The following is a 19,541-nucleotide window of genomic DNA, read 5'->3' on the forward strand; positions in this document are numbered from 1 at the left end:
AATACGCGGGAAGGTGTCCTTTTTAGCGAACTCAAGAAGCATTTCTTTTACCCCAGGCAGAAAACGTAGCGGGTGAGAGGCGGGGACGCGGGGCTGGAGGTGACTGTGGAGCGGTTCGGAGAGTCTTAGGGGCGAGGGGCGCAAAAAGCCGGGATTACGCAGGGCGCTCCACGCCCGGAGTAAAGCGTAGGCGGAGGGGCCGGCATCAGGCCGGCGCTGGAGCTCGGAGCGGTGCCCGGCTTTTTGTGCCCCTCGCCCCTTAGACTCTCCCACCGCGGAATCCGGAACCTCCGGCCCCGCGGCCCCGCCTCTCACGAACGGCTACATCCCCACCTCCCCCAAAATCCCGCCCACCCCGCCAGTAAATTACTTGAAACGCGAAATCATATATGTTAGAATGGGGAGAGGTTTCCGGGCATACCCCGGGAGAACGTGAGAGAAGATCAAGGAGGATACCATGATTCAACAGTTAATTGAGAAAATAAAGAAAACGAAAGCGCCGATCTGCGTCGGCCTTGACCCCATGCTGAACTACATCCCCGAGCACATATTAAAGAAGAGCTACAACGAGTTCGGCGAGACCCTGGAGGGCGCGGCGGACGCCATCTGGCAGTTCAACAAGGAGATCGTGGATCACACCTGTGACCTGATCCCCTCCGTCAAACCCCAGATCGCAATGTACGAGCAGTTCGGAATCGAAGGATTAAAAAGCTATCAGAAAACTGTAGATTACTGCCAGCAGAAGGGCCTTCTGGTGATCGGCGACGCCAAGCGGGGTGACATCGGCTCCACCTCCGCGGCCTACGCCACCGGCCATCTGGGCAAGGTGCAGGTGGGCAGCAAGACCTACAGCGGTTTCCACACGGATTTCCTCACCGTGAACCCCTACCTGGGCACGGACGGTGTGAAGCCCTTTGTGGACGTGTGCAACAGCGAGGACAAGGGCCTCTTCGTGCTGGTCAAAACCTCCAACCCCTCCAGCGGCGAGTTCCAGGACCGCCTGATCGACGGCCGTCCCCTGTACGAGCTGGTAGCTGAGAAGGTAGTGGAGTGGGGCGATACCTGCATGGACGGCGACTACAGCAACGTAGGCGCGGTGGTAGGCGCCACCTACCCGGAGATGAGCAGGATTCTGAGAAAGCTCATGCCCCGCACCTATTTCCTGGTGCCCGGCTACGGCGCCCAGGGCGGCACCGCGGCGGACCTGGCCCACTGCTTTAATGAGGACGGGCTGGGCGCTGTGGTGAACTCCTCCCGAGGCATCATCGCGGCTTACCGCCAGGAGAAGTACAAACAGTTCGGTCCTGAGCACTTCGCGGAGGCCTCCCGCCAGGCTGTGATCGACATGGTTGCGGATATCAACAGCGTGCTGTAAGGAATGGAGCGTGGGAAAATGGCAAAAGTGAAAGTGACGGCAAAGATCACGGCCCAGGAGCAGCTGGCCGACGGGATCTACAGTATGCAGATTCAGGTTCCTCAGATCGCTTCCCAGGCCGCTGCGGGACAGTTTGTGGACCTGTACTCCCGGGACGGCTCCCGCCTGCTGCCCAGGCCCATCAGCCTCTGCGGCGTTGACCGGGAAAATGGAACCCTCCGGCTGGTATACCGGGTGGCCGGGGCCGGAACGGAAGAATTTTCGCATTTAAAAGCGGGCGACACCATCGACGTGCTGGGTCCCCTGGGCAACGGCTTCACCCTCCGGGAGGGGAAGAAGGCCTTCCTGATCGGCGGCGGCATCGGCATTCCGCCCATGCTGGAGCTGGCTAAGGAGCTGAGCCTTGTCACCGGCCGGGAGAATATCCAGGCAGTGCTGGGCTACCGGGACATCCAGATGTTTTTAAAGGAAGAATTTGAACAGTACGGCCCGGTATACGTGGCCACGGAGGACGGCAGCTTCGGCACAAAGGGAAATGTTCTGGACGCTATCCGGGAGAATGCCCTGGACGCCCAGGTGATCTACGCCTGCGGCCCCACCCCCATGCTGCGGGCGCTGAAGGCATACGCAAAGGAGCAGGGCATGGAGTGCTGGCTGAGCCTGGAGGAGAAGATGGCCTGTGGAGTCGGCGCGTGTCTGGCCTGCGTATGCCGGTCCAAAGAGGTGGACGGACATTCCCATGTGCACAACAAGCGGGTCTGCAAGGACGGCCCTGTGTTCCTGGCGGATGAGATCGAGCTGTGACGGAGGTGCGGGCGTGATGAATACAGATCAAAAACAGTGCAATATTAATATGGAAGTGGAGATCGCGGGCGTGAAGCTGAAAAATCCGGTGATGGAGGCTTCCGGCACCTTCGGCTCCGGCGAGGAGTACAGCGAGTTTGTGGATTTGAACCGCCTGGGCGCGGTGGTGACCAAGGGCGTGGCGAGCGTGCCCTGGCCCGGGAACCCAACCCCCAGGATCGCGGAGACCTACGGCGGCATGATCAACGCCATCGGCCTTCAGAACCCGGGCATCGATGTGTTCACTGCCAGGGACATCCCCTTCCTCAAACAGTACGACACGAAGATCGTGGTCAATGTCTGCGGCAAGACCACCGAGGACTATATCGACGTGGTGGAGCGCCTGGGAGACCAGCCGGTGGACCTGCTGGAGATCAACATTTCCTGCCCCAACGTGAAGGAGGGCGGCATCGCCTTCGGACAGGACCCCAAGGCCGTGGAGGCCATCACCAAAGCGGTGAAGGCCCACGCGAAGCAGCCCATTATCATGAAGCTGAGCCCCAATGTGACGGACATCACCGTCATGGCGCGGGCGGCCGAGGAGGGCGGCGCGGACGCCATTTCCCTGATCAACACTCTGACCGGGATGAAAATAGACGTGAACCGCAGGACCTTCGCTCTGGCCAACAAGACCGGCGGACTGTCCGGCCCGGCCATCAAGCCGGTGGCGGTGCGCATGGTATACCAGGTGGCCCAGACCGTTAAGGTGCCGGTGATCGGCATGGGCGGAATCTGCAATGCAGAGGACGCGCTGGAGTTCATTCTGGCGGGCGCCACGGCGGTATCCATCGGCACGGCCAATTTCCACAATCCCTACGCTACGGTGGAGACAGTGGATGGGATTCGGGACTATATGGTAAAAAATGGAATACAGGATATCAGGGAACTGATCGGCGCGGTGCGCTGAGAAGGTTGTGCGGAGCGGGAGGCCCGGAGGTCTGAGGCGGTTTGCGGCCCGGGGCGGACGCACCGTGCGGAGGTTTGCGGCCCGGTGGCCCGGGGCGGACGTTCTGTGCGGTGCGGCAGCAGGCGGCGCAAGACCGCCCATCCCCCCCTATCCCCCGCGCGGAAATACACTGAGATAACGAGGAGATAAAAAATGGAGAGCTATAAGCAGGAATTTATTGAATTTATGGTGGAGAGCAAGGTGCTCAAGTTTGGCGAGTTCACGTTAAAGAGCGGGCGCAAGTCTCCGTTTTTCATGAACGCGGGCAGCTATGTGACCGGAACCCAGTTGAAGAAGCTGGGCGAGTATTACGCCAAGGCCATCCACGACAACTTCGGCCTGGATTTTGACGTGCTGTTCGGGCCGGCTTACAAGGGGATTCCGCTGAGCGTGGCCACCACCATGGCCATCAGCGACCTCTACGGCAAGGACATCCGCTACTGTTCCAACCGCAAGGAGGCCAAGGACCACGGAAGCGACGCGGGCGTGCTGCTGGGAAGCCCCATTAAGGACGGGGACCGGGTGATGATCATCGAGGACGTGACCACCTCCGGAAAGTCCATTGAGGAGACCTATCCCATCGTCAAAGCCCAGGGCAACGTGGAGGTTGTGGGACTGATCGTATCCTTAAACCGCATGGAGCGGGGCAAGGGAACCAAGGGCGCCCTGGATGAGATCAGCGAGCTTTACGGCTTCCCCACCGCGGCCATCGTGACCATGGAGGACGTGATGGAGCACCTCTACAACCGCGAATGCAATGGAACTGTTGTGATTGACGACAAAATCAAGGCGGCGCTGGACGCTTACTATGAGCAGTACGGCGCGGTCAGAGACTGACAGCTGACAGCAAGGAGAGTGTCTATGAATCAGATGGAGAAAGTATATAAGACTATGCGCAACACCGGCGCAGGGAGCATCGCCATCGGCGTGATCATCCTGGTGTCCGGGCTGACTGTGGGAATCGTGGCGATTGTCAATGGCGCGCTGCTGCTGAAGCGCAAATCCGACATCATTTTTTAAGAGAGGCGCCCATGATTCGAAACACCACAAAACGCCAGAAGCTTGGCTGGGTACTGTTTATCCTGTACCTGTGCCTGCTGGCTTATTTCATGTTTTTTTCCGAGAGCTTCGGGCGGACGGATACGGACAGGGGCTACGCCTACAACCTGGTTCCCTTTAAGGAGATTCTGCGGTTCATACGTTACCGCGGCACGGTAGGACTCTGGGCGTTCCTGATCAACATCGTGGGAAATGTGGTGGCGTTTATGCCCTGCGGTTTCTTTCTTCCGATTGTCAGCCGCAGGAGCAAGCGGTGGTACAGAACCATCGTGTTTAGCTTTGCATTTAGTTTTATGTTGGAGACAATCCAACTGATTTTTAAGGTCGGAAGCTTTGACGTGGACGACATGATACTCAACACGCTGGGCGCGGGCCTGGGTTTTGTGTGCTACCAGGCGGTCCAGCGCACGAGAATTTATTTGCGCAAAAAGGAGGGAAACGGACGGTGAAGTACGTCGGTGACAAGGTTTCCTATATCCGTCATCCCTTTGCGAAGAACAGCTATTTCAGCCTGGGACTGGGGCTTGTCTGTATGCTGCTTGCCACCGGCACCATGATTGTGTCGGTGCGAAACGCCGGGCAGGCCGGTCTCATTACCGGGGCGCTGGGATTTTCCAGCATTGTGGCCGCGGTGATGGGGATCTGGTTCGGGTTTATCTCTTTTATGGAGAAAGAAAAAAATTATATTTTGGCAAAGATTGGCGTGGGAATCGCGCTGGTGGTGATTATATTCTGGCTGATGGTGCTGGTGGTGGCGCTGCGCTGAGGCGCGGTTCACCGCAGCGCCTGGGGCGTGTCCTGTCCTGAGAAATACCGGTCGAGGCCGGGAGCTTTCCCGGGCCAGGCGGCGGAAATGAGGCTCAGACATGCGCCGGGGTTATGCAGCCGCCGGCGCGTTTTGTATTGAATGCAATGGGCCGCTGGTGTAGCCTGCGGGCGATTGTTTAGCTGCAATGGATAGCTGGCGCAGCCTGAGGGCGATTGTTGCGAAACGTGCTGCAGTTTGCTAAGGAGCTTTATGGGGCGGGCTGTGGGCTGCAAGTTTGGATTCAGAAGGGAAGTTGAGAGCAGAATGGATTACCGGGAATTGTTGAGGGAAGAAAACGAAGCCGTGAGGGAGCGCTACGACCTGTCCATGGAGCGGATTGCCGCCATGGAGGAGGAAGGTCCGGCGGAGCCTTACGGCTGTTATTTTAAGCGGGTAGCAGCCTTTATCGGACAGATCCGGGAGCTGGTCTGTCAGATTGAGGCAGGCACGGAGCTTACGCTGGAGGAACTGGAGGAGCGTAACCGCAGGCTGTACGGAGACGTGCTGCCGGAACACTACGGGAACAGCTTTGCCAACCCAGACTGCGCGGCGGAAATACTGGGCGCGGAGCTGGGGCAGCTTCTGGCATTTTTGTACACGGAGATAAGGGGGGATATCGCCTTTGCCTTTGAGATGCGCCTGGAGGAGATTACCATTTTAAATGAGACCTTTATCGAGGTGTGCAACCTGTTTGAGCAGGCCGAAGCCGAGGGAAAGAGCGCGCCCCAGCCTCAAGAGGTGCGGGATATTCTGTACTGGTTTGTCAGCGATTACGCGGACATTACCGTGCGCTGGCGCATCCGGGAGGCCGTGGACCCGGCTTTGTCCTTTGCCGCGGACATTATCCGGGAGTCGGATCTGGGCGACCTGCGCTACCTGTACCGGTTCGGGGAGTATATTTCCGACCATGAGCGCAGGCTGGCGGAGTTTATGAACAGCCTGCCCCGGGAGACGGTGGACCGCATGGCGGACACCTACACCGAGGGATTCCGCCGGGGTTTTGAGGTCATGGGGCGGGATCTGAGCAAAAAGCGCACCGTGGTGATCGAGTATCATCTGGGTTTTGAGCGCATGATCCGCAAGGCTATGGAGAATTTCCAGGAAATGGGACTCACGCCCATTCTCTACCGGGCCGCGGTGCAGTCCATTAACCGCAGGGCGGCGGGCAAGCGGGGATATTACGGCGCATCCCCCAACAAGCAGTACGAGTACGATCACCGCTACGACAGCGCCCTGTATATGGGGAGCGCCATAAGAGAGCGCAAGCTGGCGGTGAGCCGGGCGGCCTACGAGGAGTTTAAGGAGCTGGCCGGGTGGTGCGCCGGGCCAGCGCTGGTGGAGACCTTCGGCGAGGAGGGATTTTCGCCGGTGAACAAGAAGACGGCATTTTCCCTGAACGCCCACCAGGAGGAAGTGACGAGCTCCCTGGCAAATGAGCTGCGCCAGATCGCCAACCGGTATATGCCGGGGGACGAGACCAGCTTTACCATTATCGCATTTCCAATGCCGCAGATCGGACCGGATTTTGCGGACATTTTCCGGGAGACCATTGTGATCAATACCCTGGACTATGACAAGTACCGGGATATCCAGCAGGTGATCATCGACGCCTTGGATCAGGCGGACTTTGTGGAGGTGACGGGCCGGGGGAGCAATGAGACGGACATTCGGGTGAAGCTTCATCCACTGGCGGACCGGACCCGGGAGACGAATTTTGAGAACTGCGTGGCGGATGTGAATATTCCTCTTGGGGAGGTGTTCACCTCGCCGCTGCTGACAGGGACGGAGGGGCTGCTCCATGTGGGGAACGTGTATGTGGAGGATTACCAGTTTAAGAATCTGCGGATCCGGTTTGCGGAGGGCCGGGTGACGGACTTTTCCTGCGAGAATTTTAAGCCCGACGGGGACTGGATGGAGCAGGGAAGGAAGCTGGTGAAGCAGGTGATTCTGCGGGGACACGACTGGCTGCCTCTGGGGGAATTCGCCATCGGCACCAACACGGCGGCCTACGCCATGGCGAAACGGTTTGGGATCGGCGACAAGCTTCCAATCCTGATCGCGGAGAAGATGGGGCCCCACTTTGCGGTGGGGGATACCTGCTACAGTTTTGCGGAGGATTCTCCCATGTACAATCCCGACGGCAGGGAGGTGATCGCCCGGGACAATGAGGTCTCTCTTCTCAGAAAGACGGATATGGCCAAGGCGTATTTCAGCTGCCACACGGACATTACGATTCCTTACTCGGAGCTGGGGGATATCACAGCGGTGAGAGCGGACAGGAGCCGGATCGGGATTATCCGGGACGGGCGGTTCGCGTTGGACGGGACGGAGGCGCTGAATGAGGCGCTGGGGGAACGGTAGCGTAGGATGGCGGAGCTTGCAGCAGAGATGCGTGGAATATAAGGGACACGGAATATAGGAACGCGAGATATAGGGCGCGGAAAATATAACGGTGTGATATACACGGGCGGAAGTGTGTGTGCAGGTGATGTGCATTTGCTCCCGCCCTTTTATTCTGCGCTTTTTCGCGGGGCTGCTGCAAGGTGATTGGGAAACGACGGGATATTTGCGTCCTTTTCGTGCACTTGCCTATTGACGGAGCGGGAAAATCCTAGTATTATAATTATAAGTAAATGAGAAATACATAAAGATATATATTAGATTTACTAATAATAATTATTTGTCAGGATAATGACCACTGAAAAGGAGAATGAACAATGGCAAAAGTAGGAATTGTGATGGGCAGCGACTCGGATATGCCGGTTATGGCCAAGGCGGCGGAGATTCTGGACAAGTTCGGGATCGATTACGAGATGACGATTATTTCCGCGCATCGGGAGCCGGACGTATTTTTCGACTGGGCGAAGAGCGCCGAGAAGAAGGGATTTAAGGTGATTATCGCGGGCGCGGGCAAAGCGGCCCATCTGCCGGGCATGTGCGCGGCGATCTTCCCCCTGCCTGTGATCGGCATCCCCATGAAGACCTCCGACTTAGGCGGCGTGGACTCCCTGTATTCCATCGTGCAGATGCCCAGCGGCATCCCGGTGGCTACGGTGGCCATCAACGGCGGGCAGAACGCGGGCATTCTGGCGGCGAAGATTCTGGCGGCTTCCGACGGGGAATTGCTGGGTAAGCTTAAGAATTACTCCGAGAGCCTGAAAAATGACGTGGTGAAGAAGGCCGAGAAGCTGGAGAGCATCGGTTATAAGGAATATCTGGCGCAGATGAAATAAGGCGTGCGGTGGCGTATGAGCGGTGGCCGGGGAGTTCCCGGCAGGCAGGGCGCGGGTGTGTTTCCGCCCCAGTCAGGCGCATTTTAGTGGAAAACAAAGCGGAGGACAAATTACGATGATGGATTACAAGAACGCCGGAGTTGACATTGAGGCCGGTTACAAGTCGGTGGAACTGATGAAACAGTATGTGAAGGGAACCATGCGGCCCGAGGTGTTGGGCGGCCTGGGCGGCTTTTCGGGGGCATTTTCCATGTCTGCTTTCAAGGGGATGGAGGAGCCCACACTGCTCTCCGGCACGGACGGCGTGGGGACCAAGCTGAAGCTGGCTTTCCTTATGGACAAGCACGACACCGTGGGCATCGACTGCGTGGCCATGTGCGTGAACGACGTGGCATGCGCGGGCGGCGAGCCCCTGTTCTTCCTGGATTATATTGCCTGCGGCAAGAATGTTCCGGAGAAGATCGCCACCATCGTGAAGGGCGTGGCAGAGGGCTGCAAGCAGTCCGGCGCGGCTTTGGTGGGCGGCGAAACCGCCGAGATGCCGGGATTTTATCCAGAGGATGAGTACGATCTGGCCGGCTTCGCGGTGGGGATTGTGGACAAAAAGGACCTGATCACAGGCGAGAGCCTGGTGGCAAACGACGTGCTCATCGGCATGGCCTCCTCCGGCGTGCACAGCAACGGCTTTTCCCTGGTGCGCAAGGTGTTTGAGAAGGAATTGACCAAAGAGGGCTTAAATACCTATTATGAGGAGCTGGGTACGACTCTGGGCGAGGCGCTGATCGCGCCCACCAAGATTTACGTGAAGGCGTTAAAGAGCGTGAAGGAGGCGGGCGTGACCGTGAAGGCGTGCAGCCACATCACCGGCGGCGGCTTCTATGAGAATATTCCCCGCATGCTGAAGGACGGCGTGCGCGCGGTGGTGGAGAAGGACAGCTACCCCATCCCCCCGATTTTCGGACTGCTGGCTGAAAAGGGACAGATTGAGGAGAAAATGATGTACAACACCTACAACATGGGCCTGGGTATGATCGTGGCGGTGGACCCCGCTGACGTGGAGAAGACCATGGAAGCCATGAAGGCGGCCGGGGAATCCCCCTATGTGGTGGGACGGATCGTGGACGGCGAGAAAGGTGTGGACGTATGCTGAGAGTCGGCGTGATGGTGTCCGGCGGCGGCACCAATTTGCAGGCGATTCTGGACGCGTTGGACTGCGGGAAGATCACGGGCGCTGAGATCGCGGTGGTGATCAGCAACAATCCGGGGGCTTACGCCCTGGAGCGGGCCAGGAGCCGCGGCATCCAGGCGGTTTGCATGTCCCCTAAGAGCTTTGAGAGCCGGGAGGCGTTTAACGAGGCGTTTCTGGCAAAGGTGGACGAATATGAGCTGGACCTGATCGTGCTGGCGGGATTTTTGGTGACCATTCCGGCGGCCATGATCGCAAAATACCGGAACCGGATCATCAACGTGCACCCGTCCCTGATCCCCTCCTTCTGCGGAGTGGGCTACTATGGACTGAAGGTCCACGAGGCGGCCCTGGCCCGGGGGGTGAAGATCACCGGCGCCACCGTGCATTTTGTGGACGAGGGAATGGACTCGGGCCCCATTATTTTACAGAAAGCCGTGGAGGTGCTGCCGGGTGACACGCCGGAGGTATTGCAGCGGCGGGTGATGGAGCAGGCGGAGTGGGTGATTCTGCCGGAGGCCATCGACAGGATCGCCAACGGGCGAATTGAGTGATAGACGGGAAGCCCGCCGGAGGAAAGACCGGCGGGCGGATTTTGGTTGAATGCAATGGGCCGCTGGCGCAGCCGGCGGGCGATTGATTGAATGCAATCGGGATTGGACTGTGAGAGGCAGTGGAAAGGACGGACGGGATGAAAGTATTGGTTATCGGCGGCGGTGGCCGCGAACATGCGATTTGCTGGAAGCTGGCCCAGAGCCCCAAGGTGAAGGAGCTTTACTGCGCGCCGGGAAATGCGGGAATCGCGGAGATTGCCAGGTGCGTGGGCATCGGTGTGATGGATTTTGAGAAAATGACAGAGTTTGCCAAACAGGAAGCCTTTGACCTGGTGGTGGTGGGGCCGGACGATCCCCTGGCAGCGGGTCTGGTGGACGCGCTGGAGGCGGCGGGGCTGAGAGCCTTTGGGCCTAGAAAGAACGCGGCTATTCTGGAGGGCTCCAAGGCATTTTCCAAGGATTTGATGAAGAAATACGGGATTCCCACAGCGGCCTATGAGACCTTTGACACGCCGGAGGCGGCTTTGGAGTATCTGGAAACTGCGCCGGTTCCCGTGGTGCTGAAGGCGGATGGCCTGGCCCTGGGCAAGGGCGTGCTGATCTGCAATACCCGGGAGGAGGCCAGGGAGGGCGTGAAGACCCTGATGCTGGACAAGCAGTTCGGTTCCGCCGGGGACCGCATCGTGGTGGAGGAGTTTATGACCGGCCGGGAAGTGTCCGTGTTGGCGTTTGTGGACGGTAAGACCATCCGCATCATGACCTCCGCCCAGGACCACAAGCGGGCCAAGGACGGCGACCAGGGGCTCAATACCGGCGGCATGGGGACGTTTTCGCCCAGCCCGTTCTATACGCCCGAGGTGGATCGGTTCTGCCGGGAGCACATTTACCAGCCAACGGTGGACGCTATGGCGGCGGAAGGGCGGGAGTTCAAGGGGATTATTTTCTTTGGACTTATGCTGACCGCAGACGGGCCAAAGGTGCTGGAGTACAACGCCCGGTTCGGCGACCCGGAGACCCAGGTGGTGCTGCCGCGGATGAAGAACGATATTGTGGACGTGTTTGAGGCGTGCGTGGACGGCACTTTGGATCAGGTGGAGCTGGATTTTGAGGACAACGCGGCGGTCTGCGTGGTGCTGGCCTCGGCCGGGTACCCGGAGCACTATGAGAAGGGGTATAAGATCGAGGGCTTGGAGAAATTTAAGGATCAGGATGGGTATTATGTGTTCCATGCGGGAAGTAAGTTTGACACAGAGGGAAATATCGTGACAAACGGCGGCCGGGTGCTGGGCGTGACGGCCAAGGGGAAGGATTTGAAGGAAGCCAGGGCCAATGCGTATAAGGCGACGGAGTGGGTGGAATTTGGGAATAAGTATATGAGGGGGGATATTGGGAAGGCGATTGATGAGGCGATTGCCAATTAATGTCAAGTTGTGTCAGTCAGGACAAATTATGTCATATAGTAAAAGCCTTAAAAGACGCTCCGAAAGTGGGCGTCTTTTGCGTTGTAAACATTTGTTTTGGTATGGTAAAATAGTTTAGTATGTACAGAGTAGAGAAGCAGAAGGGGGAGAGTTATGGATAAATCATATTATTTTAATGACAAAAATGTACTTGCAGAAAACGAGCAATATCTGTTGAGAAAACAACTTTCGGAGGACAAAGAAGTTTATTATAATCTATTTTCTGAAATATCTATAATAAAGGGTCGGATGGAAGAGAAAATGTTCAGAAAATATTTTGAAAAGATATGGGTGGAAGAACAAAATGAAGACGCTATTCGTGTTTCAATTATATTGAGGGAAGACGGTGCCTATGTAGGAAATATTACATTGCGTGAACTCAATTCCAAGACTCCGGAACTAGGGTGTGATGTTGTTCGAAGATATCAGAGACAGGGGGTGGCATATGATGCTTTGCGATTATTTATGCGTCAAGTATCTAGTATAAGCAAGATAGATTATTTTCTGGCGCGAATTTATTCAAATAATGAACCAAGTTTGGGATTGTTTCAAAAATTAGGTGCAACATTTATTGGAAAAGAGCCAAGTGAGTATCAGGCTTTTTTGAATCAATTAAAAGATAAAGATGATGAGAATTATGAATGGTTAATAAATTTGCACCCTGAGATGGAAAATATTGCAGGAGGAAAATTCATTGCTCACTATAAAGTGACATATAAAGATATTGAGTAGGTCTGTAATGCGGAAGAAAGCAGGGATCGTATGGTATAATCAGGCTGTCTGCCAGAGGGGTGGCACCTGGAAAGGATAGAAGGATTGTGATATACATAACAGGGGATACACATGGGCGGTTTGAACGGGTGGAGCGGTTCTGCGTGCGGTTTGGGACAAGCCGTGAGGATTATTGATCATACTTGGAGATGCAGGGATAAATTTTAGTGGTGGGTGGCGTGACCTGAGGAAGAAAGAACTGCTGGAATCGTTGCCGATTACAATATTTGCAATCCATGGAAATCATGAGCAGAGGCCGTATACCATTGAGACATATAAAGAAAAGATGTGGCACGGTGGTAAGGTGTATTATGAGGAAGAGTACCCGGATTTGCTGTTTGCGAAGGACGGGGAAGTGTTTGAACTTGATGGGAAGAAAGCCATTGTGATGGGCGGGGCTTATAGTGTGGATAAGATGATACGGCTCATGTATGGGTATGGGTGGTGGCCGGATGAGCAGCCTTCGGAAGAAATTAAAAGGGATGTGGAGCGGAAACTGGATGAACTGAGATGGAAGGTGGATGTTGTGCTGAGCCATACCACGCCGTTGAAATATGAGCCAGTGGAGGTGTTCCTGAAAGGGATTGATCAGAGTAAGGTGGATAAGTCTACGGAAGAGTGGCTGGATGGGATTGAGGACAGGTTGGATTACCAGAAGTGGTATTGTGGGCATTATCATACGGAGAAGAAGGTTGACAGGGTGGAGATAATGTTTGAGAATACGGAGGAGTTTTGCTTTTGATATTTTAATAAGAACTTTTTTGAGAAGCGTAGGTAGGAAATGGTTTTGAAATTGCTCCGGTAAAGGTCATCCATCTAGCGTTGCAACACCCCCTTTCAATGCACTTTTTTGCGTTTCGCAAAAAAGTGCATTTTTGTTTCATTCCTTCACCGACTTCACCGCAATTATTTTAACCCCGTCTGCAAGTATCTTGAATTTAAGCCCCAACCCCGCTGTGCTATACTTCTTTCAGATCATAAAAACAAGCACTCAAAAGGGAGGTAACAAAATGAAACGAAGAATGTTTGGGGCACTGGTGGCAGCGGGGCTGGTTTCCGCATTGATCGCGGGCTGCGGCTCCTCCAACACGGCGGCTACGGAAGCGGCGAAAACAGCGGAGTCGGCCGGAACCGCAGGAGCCGAGTCCCCGGCCGGCACGTCAGGGGGCGCTGAGGCAGCGGCAGGTACGGAGTCTGCGGGCGGGGCTACGGCAGGTGTGATCTGGTACAATTTTGCGGATACCTTTATCGCCAATGCCCGCCAGTGTCTGGGCAACGTTGCGGCAGCCGACGGAACCATTAAAATCAGCGACGCAGACAGCCAGAACGACATTACGGTCCAGGATAACAATTTTAACAATTTTTTGACCCAGAAGCCCAAATATCTTGTAATCAATAACATTAACAATCCGGCTGCCGATTCTATTGCAAAGACCTGTACGGACAATGGTATCGTGGCTATTTTTGCAAATACCACAAGCCCCAGCGACGACGCCTTTGCCCAGAATGAAAATCTGTGGTACGTCTCGTCTGTATCTACCCAGTCGGGCGAAAATATGGGAAATGCGATTGTAGAGTATTTTAATACCCATGAGAATTGGGACCGGAACGGCAACGGTAAGGTGGATTTCATACTCCTTCAGGGAATGCAGACCTTCAGCGATACCATTAACCGCTCCTCCTACAGTCTGGCCGCCATCGAGGGCGCGGGATATGAGCTGGGCAAAAACATCGGCGGAGACGACGTGACGGGCGTGAAAGGCGGGGATTCCATCAACGGCGTACTGTGCAATTTCTCCCGTTCCGAGGCGCAGACGAACGTGGAGGCACTGATTGCCAATTACGGCGACGATATCGACTGCATTCTTGCGGATAACGACGATGAGGCTCTGGGCGCAATCGCGGCGCTTCAGGCCCATGGATATTTCACAGATGAGAGCAACACCATTCCGGTGGTGGGCGTGGACGCCACAGTGGCCGGCTGCGAGAGTATTAAGAACGGAACACTTCTGGAGACCAGCCTGAACAATCCGGTCAAGCTTGCCAAATCCATTTACAAGCTGATGTACCTGCTGGAGAAGGGCGAGGCGGTCACTACGGAGAGCATTGGATTAGACGGAGTCCATGTGGAAGGGCACAAAATCCTGATCGACTATATTTCCATCACTAAGGACAATGTGGAAGAGGCAAGCTATGATATCAACGATACCAGCTTCTGATAATTGCAGGCAGTTTGTGTTCTGAGGCAATGAACCATAAAAGATCAGGTTCCTTATGCCTGATCTTTTATGATAAGAGGAGAAAATGAACATGAGTAATGCGGAATATGTTTTGGAAGCGGTTGATATTACGAAAACCTTTCCCGGCGTAAAGGCCCTGGACGGCGTTTCGCTGCGCGTGAAGCCCGGCACCGTACACGCCCTTATGGGGGAGAACGGTGCAGGTAAATCCACTCTTATGAAGTGCATTTACGGAATCTATTCCCCGGATGCGGGGGCCATCAGGATAAGTGGCGAGAAGGTGGAGATAGAAAACCCCAGAAATGCCATGGATCTGGGAATATCCATGATCCACCAGGAGCTGCATCCGGTGCGGACCCAGAATGTCAGTGAAAATATTTTTCTCGGCCGCCTGCCCTACAAGAAGCGGGCGGGGGTGCGCTGGGTGGACCGGGAGCGGCTGGTCCGGGATACACAGGAGGTATTTGAGCGGATCGGCATCAAAATCGACCCGAAACAGAAGGTCTCGGAACTCTCCACCTCCTACTGCCAACTGTTGGAGATCGCCCGGGCGGTGTCCATCGGAGCCAAGGTGATCATCATGGATGAGCCCACATCCTCCCTGACCGAGACGGAGACGGAAATATTATTTAAAATCATCCGGCAGCTTAAAGAGGAGCGCGCCGCAGTGATTTACATCTCCCACAAAATTGATGAGATTCTTCAGATTTCCGATGAAATTACCATTATGAGAGACGGAAAGCTGGTGGGAACCTGGCCGGCAAAGGAAATGACTACAGATACGATTGTGAGCCGGATGGTGGGCCGGGAGATGAATAACCGCTTTCCGCCCAAGACGCACAAGCCCGGGAGCGAAGATTATTTGAGAGTCGAGGGGCTGACCAGCATAAGTCCCCATTCCTTCCAGAATGTGAGCTTTTCAGTGCGCAGGGGAGAAATATTCGGGATCGGCGGCCTGGTGGGCTCCCAGAGAAGCGAACTCATGGAAGCTATTTTTGGTTTGGGTGAAATCAAGAGCGGAAAACTCTACATAAATGGAACACAAGTTCACAACCATTGCCCGGCGGATGCCATAAAACATAAAATGGCCCTGCTGACAGAGGACAGGAGAAAGACGGGAAATATCGGCTGCGCCTCCGTGGTGGATAACATGCTGGTGGTGGATCAGAACGTAAATCCCGGGCGATACCGGAAAAACGGCCTGTTCCTGGACAAGAAAAAGCGCGGACGGGAGGCAAAACGGTTTGTGGATATGCTCTCCGTCAAGACCCCAACCCTGAAAACGTCCATGGAATCGCTGTCCGGAGGGACGCAGCAGAAGGTGCTTCTGGGACGCTGGCTGTTGTCGGAGCCGGATATCCTGATTCTGGACGAACCGACCCGGGGAATCGATGTAGGGGCAAAGTATGAGATTTATGAATTGATGGAGGAAATGGCCCGGGGCGGGAAGTGCGTGATCATGATCAGCTCGGAGATGCCGGAGCTGATGGGCATGTCGGACCGGATTATGGTGATGTGCGAGGGCCATATGTCGGGAATCATCGAGCACTCCGAGATATCGGATGAAAAAATCATGTTGCTGGCCAGCACCTATACCGCGGAAGATGTAAAGGAGAAACCATGAAATCGGAAAACATTTCAAAATTCTTGATTAACAATATTTTATATATCTGTCTGTTGATTATGATTGTCATAATTGCGGTTATCTCGCCGTCCTTTCTGTCAGCCAGGGTGCTGAGCGATGTGCTGATCCAGAGCGCGCCCAAGATTTTGCTGGCTATGGGGATGCTGGTGGTGATCATTGCAGGCGGTATGGATATGACCGTGGGCCGTCTGGCCGGCCTGGGTGCGGTGATCGCAGGCACGCTGGCGCAGCAGGCCGACTATTACCTGAAGTTCTGGCCCGGGCTTGGGGAGCTGCCGATCATCGTTCCCATGCTCGTGTCGGTCGCAGCCGGCCTGATGGTGGGTGCAGTCACCGGTATTATCATCTCAAAATTCCGGGTTCCGGCCTTTCTCGCCGGATTGGGAATGCAGTTGATTATCTACGGAGGAAATCTGCTGTTTTTGAAGAAAGCGCCGAACAATTCCCAGCCGTTGGCAGGCTACAAGCAGTCCTTTGTACAGTTCGGAACCGGCTCCTTTATGGGGATCTCTTACTTGATAATTGTAGCGTTACTTGTTATGATATTTGTATTCGTGCTGTTAAATATGACAACGCTCGGCAAAAATATCTACGCGATCGGAGGTAACAGAGAGGCGGCAAAGGTAGCAGGTATCAACGCGTTTAAGATCGATATGTTCGTTTATATGCTCTCCGGCGCCTTGGCGGCCTTCGCAGGCTGTATGCTGGCGGCCCGCACCGGAAGCGCAAACGCGGCGTTTGCGGAGGGGTATGAGATGGACGCGATCGCAAGCTGTATCATTGGAGGCGCCTCCTTCGCCGGAGGGATCGGAAATGTGCCGGGCGCATTTCTCGGCGTCATCATCTTCAGCGTGATCAACTATGGCCTTACCTTTGTGGGACTGAGTTCCTACTGGCAGTTTATCGTAAAAGGGCTGATTATTATTGTCGCAGTGGCCCTGGATATGCGCAAGTATTCCGCCAAAAAATAGGAAATGTTTAGAGATTACAGAAGAGGCAGCGGCGGTCCAGTGGGGCTTTTGACGCTGACGTTCCTCCTTGCGGCGATTTTGCTCTCGGGCTGTGGCGGGAGGGAGGAAGCCCTGTATCCGGTCACAAGGGTATCGGTTATTCTCCCCCACAATGACGATGGATACTGGAGTCTGATCCGGGAGGGAATTGAGGAGGCGGAAGCAGAGCTGGGAGAATCTTACAATATTGATATCCAGATCAGCATTCCCCAGCTCAATTACAATATCAGCCAGATGACGGATATCCTGAAGCAGCAGGTGGCCGCCAGGGTGGATGTGATTGTGATCCAGGGAAATGAGGACGAAACCTTCCGCCAGGTGCTTCTGGAGGCGCAGAACCAGGGAATTCAGATCATCTGCGTGGATACGGCGATTCGGGATTTTCCTTGCAACTTGTATATTGGAACCGACAATTATGAGGCCGGAAGAATGCTGGGCGAGAACCTGGCCGGGCTGGCAGGCGGAACGGCAAGGGCTGCGGTGGTGACGGGGGAACCCGGCTATTTAAACCTGGAGCAGCGTTTGGAGGGATTCCGGGATGTGATCGCCGGGTATCCCGGCATAGAGATCACCAGCGTGAACTACAGCCATTACGACGGGCTTACCTTTATGAATCAGTACCACAGCCTGTCCGATGAGGCGGATATTCTGGTGTGCCTGGAAGGCACAGGCGGACAGACGCTGAGCCATGCCTTCACAGGGCCGGATACGGAGTACCGTTTTGTGGTTGGCTTTGATGCGTACACTGGGGTGGAAAGCCGTGTGCTTGCGGGAGTGGTAAAACAGGATACGAACCAGATGGGCCGCCGCATCGTGGAGGAGATTGCAAATTATGTATCGGAGGGCAGCTACACGGGCGGCGTTATCTATACGGACTGCCATTGGCTGTCCGCCGATCATTACGACGAGGTCAGCCGATGAAAAAATCCGTCTTATTTAATACGGTGGCGAAAAAATACGCCATGGGATATATCATTATGGGATTTTTCGTGCTGGTGTTCCTGGTGTCCGGTCTGTTTGAAAATTTTTATGTTTCCAGCCGGTACTCCCGGGCCACCTCGGAGCTGGTGGCGGTCAACCGTTTGGAAACCGCGGTCAACGATCTCAATGACAGCGTCAACCTGGCTTACCTGTATCTCTCCGCGGATGGAGCGAAAGCCTATGACAGGGGAACGGGTAATGTCCGGGAGGAGATAACCGGGATCGAGGCTCAGCTTGAGCAGCGCTTTGAACGGGAGCTGTCCGATGCCTGCAACACCGTCAAGACGTACATCGAAAAAAGTGAAAGCTTGATGGAGAATCTGGGAGAATATTTAAACGGTCAGAAACGCAGGGACGCGGATTACACCTCTCTGGAACAGCAGTACGGTGAGCTGCAGGAGGTGTACGGCTATGTCAATCTGCGGTTTCAAAATACCTATACAGCAAAGCTGGGTACTCTGAGAGCGATGGAAGCGCGCCTGGACCGGCTGCAGAGATACACTGCTGCGTTTCAGCTGGCGCTGATGGCTATGATGGGACTCATCTGCAGTGTTTACCTGTATAAGGTGATCCGTGAGGTGTCCGGTTCCATCCGGAAAATGATGGCGGGTGTGAATTCTATGCGGGAGAATATTTCCCTGGCGGAACCGATTCAGGTGGGCAGCAATGACGAGTTCGACGAGTTTGCGGGGGCGTTCAACCACATGATTGAGATTATCCGGGATCAGATGCGAAAGATTGAGGAAAACGCCGATATTAAGGAGCGCCTGGCTGCCCTGGAGATTGAAAACCTGCGCATTTACAGTGAGCTTCAGAAAAGCCATCTGAATTTTCTGCAGTCCAGAATTAACCCCCATTTCCTGTTCAATACCCTGAATATGATTTCCTCCCTGGCGCGCATCGAAAATGCAGACCAGTGCGCGGAGTTAATGGAGATCACGGCCACGTTTTTGCGGTATAACCTGGACAATATTTCAAAGACCGTGACGCTGCAAAAAGAGATGGAAAATCTGAAGGACTATGTTGCCATTCAGGAATACCGGTATGGAGGAAGGTACTCGTATTTCTTTGATGTGGACGAACGCTGCCTTGATTTTAAGATGCCCTGCATGATTCTCCAGCCTCTTGTGGAAAACGCCATCCAGCACGGGATTGCCATGAAAATGAGCGGCGGCTGCGTGTGGATCCGGGTGTTCCAGACCGAAGATCATATCTGCATGGAGGTAAGGGACAACGGAGTGGGCATGACGCCCCAGCAGATCCGCCGGATCTACGAGGATTTTGAAAATAACGGATCCTCCGGCATGCACATCGGGCTGCGGAATATTTATCACAGAATCCAGCTGTTTTACAACGGGCATGCAAAATTTGAAATAGAGACGATGGATCCGGGACTGAAAATTGTGATTTTGCTTCAGCGGGAAGGGTGA

19 protein-coding genes are annotated in these 19,541 nt (G+C 55.0%); all 19 read left to right on the top strand.

Annotation, left to right across the window (positions count from 1 at the left end):
• Positions 1–457: 457 nt before the first annotated feature.
• The 19 genes from pyrF (at position 458) to ACK2JC_RS23495 (ending at position 19,541) form a co-directional block, all read left to right on the top strand.
• Complete coding sequence (gene pyrF, locus ACK2JC_RS23405) at positions 458–1,375, top strand: orotidine-5'-phosphate decarboxylase (protein WP_107434864.1); 918 nt, start codon at positions 458–460, stop codon at positions 1,373–1,375.
• A gap of 18 nt (positions 1,376–1,393) precedes the next feature.
• On the top strand, positions 1,394–2,179 hold the full coding sequence (locus ACK2JC_RS23410) for a dihydroorotate dehydrogenase electron transfer subunit (RefSeq protein ID WP_107434865.1): 786 nt from the start codon (positions 1,394–1,396) through the stop codon (positions 2,177–2,179).
• A 43-nt stretch (positions 2,180–2,222) separates the two neighbouring features.
• On the top strand, positions 2,223–3,125 hold the full coding sequence (locus ACK2JC_RS23415; RefSeq protein ID WP_107434896.1) for a dihydroorotate dehydrogenase: 903 nt from the start codon (positions 2,223–2,225) through the stop codon (positions 3,123–3,125).
• 192 nt (positions 3,126–3,317) lie between these two features.
• Complete coding sequence (gene pyrE / locus ACK2JC_RS23420) at positions 3,318–4,001, top strand: orotate phosphoribosyltransferase (protein ID WP_007714275.1); 684 nt, start codon at positions 3,318–3,320, stop codon at positions 3,999–4,001.
• A 24-nt stretch (positions 4,002–4,025) separates the two neighbouring features.
• Complete coding sequence (locus ACK2JC_RS23425) at positions 4,026–4,184, top strand: hypothetical protein (protein WP_166434445.1); 159 nt, start codon at positions 4,026–4,028, stop codon at positions 4,182–4,184.
• An 11-nt stretch (positions 4,185–4,195) separates the two neighbouring features.
• Entirely contained in the window at positions 4,196–4,672 is a 477-nt protein-coding gene (locus tag ACK2JC_RS23430) for a VanZ family protein (protein ID WP_092365365.1), read from the top strand.
• The gene (locus ACK2JC_RS23435) at positions 4,669–4,989 is read left to right on the top strand and encodes a hypothetical protein (protein ID WP_007714265.1); all 321 of its coding nucleotides are present in this window, start codon (positions 4,669–4,671) and stop codon (positions 4,987–4,989) included. The genes ACK2JC_RS23430 and ACK2JC_RS23435 overlap by 4 nt, the downstream gene beginning before the upstream one ends.
• Before the next feature lie 306 nt (positions 4,990–5,295).
• Positions 5,296–7,392: an aminopeptidase gene (locus ACK2JC_RS23440; protein WP_107434897.1), complete on the top strand. Its 2,097-nt coding sequence runs from the start codon at positions 5,296–5,298 to the stop codon at positions 7,390–7,392.
• A 356-nt stretch (positions 7,393–7,748) separates the two neighbouring features.
• The gene (purE, locus tag ACK2JC_RS23445; protein ID WP_107434866.1) at positions 7,749–8,264 is read left to right on the top strand and encodes a 5-(carboxyamino)imidazole ribonucleotide mutase; all 516 of its coding nucleotides are present in this window, start codon (positions 7,749–7,751) and stop codon (positions 8,262–8,264) included.
• A 118-nt stretch (positions 8,265–8,382) separates the two neighbouring features.
• A complete protein-coding gene (gene purM / locus ACK2JC_RS23450; RefSeq protein WP_320936534.1) occupies positions 8,383–9,414 on the top strand; it encodes a phosphoribosylformylglycinamidine cyclo-ligase in 1,032 nt (343 codons plus the stop codon).
• Complete coding sequence (purN, locus tag ACK2JC_RS23455) at positions 9,408–10,004, top strand: phosphoribosylglycinamide formyltransferase (protein WP_092365355.1); 597 nt, start codon at positions 9,408–9,410, stop codon at positions 10,002–10,004. The genes purM and purN overlap by 7 nt, the downstream gene beginning before the upstream one ends.
• A gap of 137 nt (positions 10,005–10,141) precedes the next feature.
• A complete protein-coding gene (gene purD, locus ACK2JC_RS23460) occupies positions 10,142–11,425 on the top strand; it encodes a phosphoribosylamine--glycine ligase (RefSeq protein ID WP_320936509.1) in 1,284 nt (427 codons plus the stop codon).
• 153 nt (positions 11,426–11,578) lie between these two features.
• Positions 11,579–12,196, top strand: a complete 618-nt coding sequence (locus tag ACK2JC_RS23465) for a GNAT family N-acetyltransferase (protein ID WP_320936510.1) — start codon at positions 11,579–11,581, stop codon at positions 12,194–12,196.
• A gap of 172 nt (positions 12,197–12,368) precedes the next feature.
• Complete coding sequence (locus ACK2JC_RS23470; protein WP_368271595.1) at positions 12,369–12,977, top strand: metallophosphoesterase; 609 nt, start codon at positions 12,369–12,371, stop codon at positions 12,975–12,977.
• A 268-nt stretch (positions 12,978–13,245) separates the two neighbouring features.
• Complete coding sequence (locus ACK2JC_RS23475; RefSeq protein WP_092365349.1) at positions 13,246–14,454, top strand: substrate-binding domain-containing protein; 1,209 nt, start codon at positions 13,246–13,248, stop codon at positions 14,452–14,454.
• Between the two features lie 85 nt (positions 14,455–14,539).
• Positions 14,540–16,099, top strand: a complete 1,560-nt coding sequence (locus ACK2JC_RS23480) for a sugar ABC transporter ATP-binding protein (protein WP_320936512.1) — start codon at positions 14,540–14,542, stop codon at positions 16,097–16,099.
• Complete coding sequence (locus ACK2JC_RS23485) at positions 16,096–17,091, top strand: ABC transporter permease subunit (RefSeq protein ID WP_007714206.1); 996 nt, start codon at positions 16,096–16,098, stop codon at positions 17,089–17,091. The genes ACK2JC_RS23480 and ACK2JC_RS23485 overlap by 4 nt, the downstream gene beginning before the upstream one ends.
• Before the next feature lie 3 nt (positions 17,092–17,094).
• Positions 17,095–18,051 carry a sugar ABC transporter substrate-binding protein gene (locus ACK2JC_RS23490; protein ID WP_320936513.1) on the top strand — a complete coding sequence of 319 codons (957 nt, stop codon included), beginning with the start codon at positions 17,095–17,097 and terminating at the stop codon, positions 18,049–18,051.
• The gene (locus tag ACK2JC_RS23495; protein ID WP_118756248.1) at positions 18,048–19,541 is read left to right on the top strand and encodes a histidine kinase; all 1,494 of its coding nucleotides are present in this window, start codon (positions 18,048–18,050) and stop codon (positions 19,539–19,541) included. The genes ACK2JC_RS23490 and ACK2JC_RS23495 overlap by 4 nt, the downstream gene beginning before the upstream one ends.

Origin of the sequence: Enterocloster lavalensis, from assembly GCF_046603895.1 — a bacterium.
GTDB classification, from domain to species: Bacteria; Bacillota; Clostridia; order Lachnospirales; family Lachnospiraceae; genus Enterocloster; species Enterocloster lavalensis.

Coding starts and splice junctions, on each gene's coding strand:
- purM (WP_320936534.1), top strand. CDS start 8,383: ATGGATTACAAGAACGCCGGAGTTGACATTGAGGCCGGTTACAAGTCG.
- purD (WP_320936509.1), top strand. CDS start 10,142: ATGAAAGTATTGGTTATCGGCGGCGGTGGCCGCGAACATGCGATTTGC.
- ACK2JC_RS23495 (WP_118756248.1), top strand. CDS start 18,048: ATGAAAAAATCCGTCTTATTTAATACGGTGGCGAAAAAATACGCCATG.
- ACK2JC_RS23485 (WP_007714206.1), top strand. CDS start 16,096: ATGAAATCGGAAAACATTTCAAAATTCTTGATTAACAATATTTTATAT.
- ACK2JC_RS23475 (WP_092365349.1), top strand. CDS start 13,246: ATGAAACGAAGAATGTTTGGGGCACTGGTGGCAGCGGGGCTGGTTTCC.
- ACK2JC_RS23425 (WP_166434445.1), top strand. CDS start 4,026: ATGAATCAGATGGAGAAAGTATATAAGACTATGCGCAACACCGGCGCA.
- ACK2JC_RS23440 (WP_107434897.1), top strand. CDS start 5,296: ATGGATTACCGGGAATTGTTGAGGGAAGAAAACGAAGCCGTGAGGGAG.
- ACK2JC_RS23465 (WP_320936510.1), top strand. CDS start 11,579: ATGGATAAATCATATTATTTTAATGACAAAAATGTACTTGCAGAAAAC.
- pyrE (WP_007714275.1), top strand. CDS start 3,318: ATGGAGAGCTATAAGCAGGAATTTATTGAATTTATGGTGGAGAGCAAG.
- purE (WP_107434866.1), top strand. CDS start 7,749: ATGGCAAAAGTAGGAATTGTGATGGGCAGCGACTCGGATATGCCGGTT.
- purN (WP_092365355.1), top strand. CDS start 9,408: ATGCTGAGAGTCGGCGTGATGGTGTCCGGCGGCGGCACCAATTTGCAG.
- ACK2JC_RS23480 (WP_320936512.1), top strand. CDS start 14,540: ATGAACATGAGTAATGCGGAATATGTTTTGGAAGCGGTTGATATTACG.
- pyrF (WP_107434864.1), top strand. CDS start 458: ATGATTCAACAGTTAATTGAGAAAATAAAGAAAACGAAAGCGCCGATC.
- ACK2JC_RS23430 (WP_092365365.1), top strand. CDS start 4,196: ATGATTCGAAACACCACAAAACGCCAGAAGCTTGGCTGGGTACTGTTT.
- ACK2JC_RS23490 (WP_320936513.1), top strand. CDS start 17,095: ATGTTTAGAGATTACAGAAGAGGCAGCGGCGGTCCAGTGGGGCTTTTG.
- ACK2JC_RS23410 (WP_107434865.1), top strand. CDS start 1,394: ATGGCAAAAGTGAAAGTGACGGCAAAGATCACGGCCCAGGAGCAGCTG.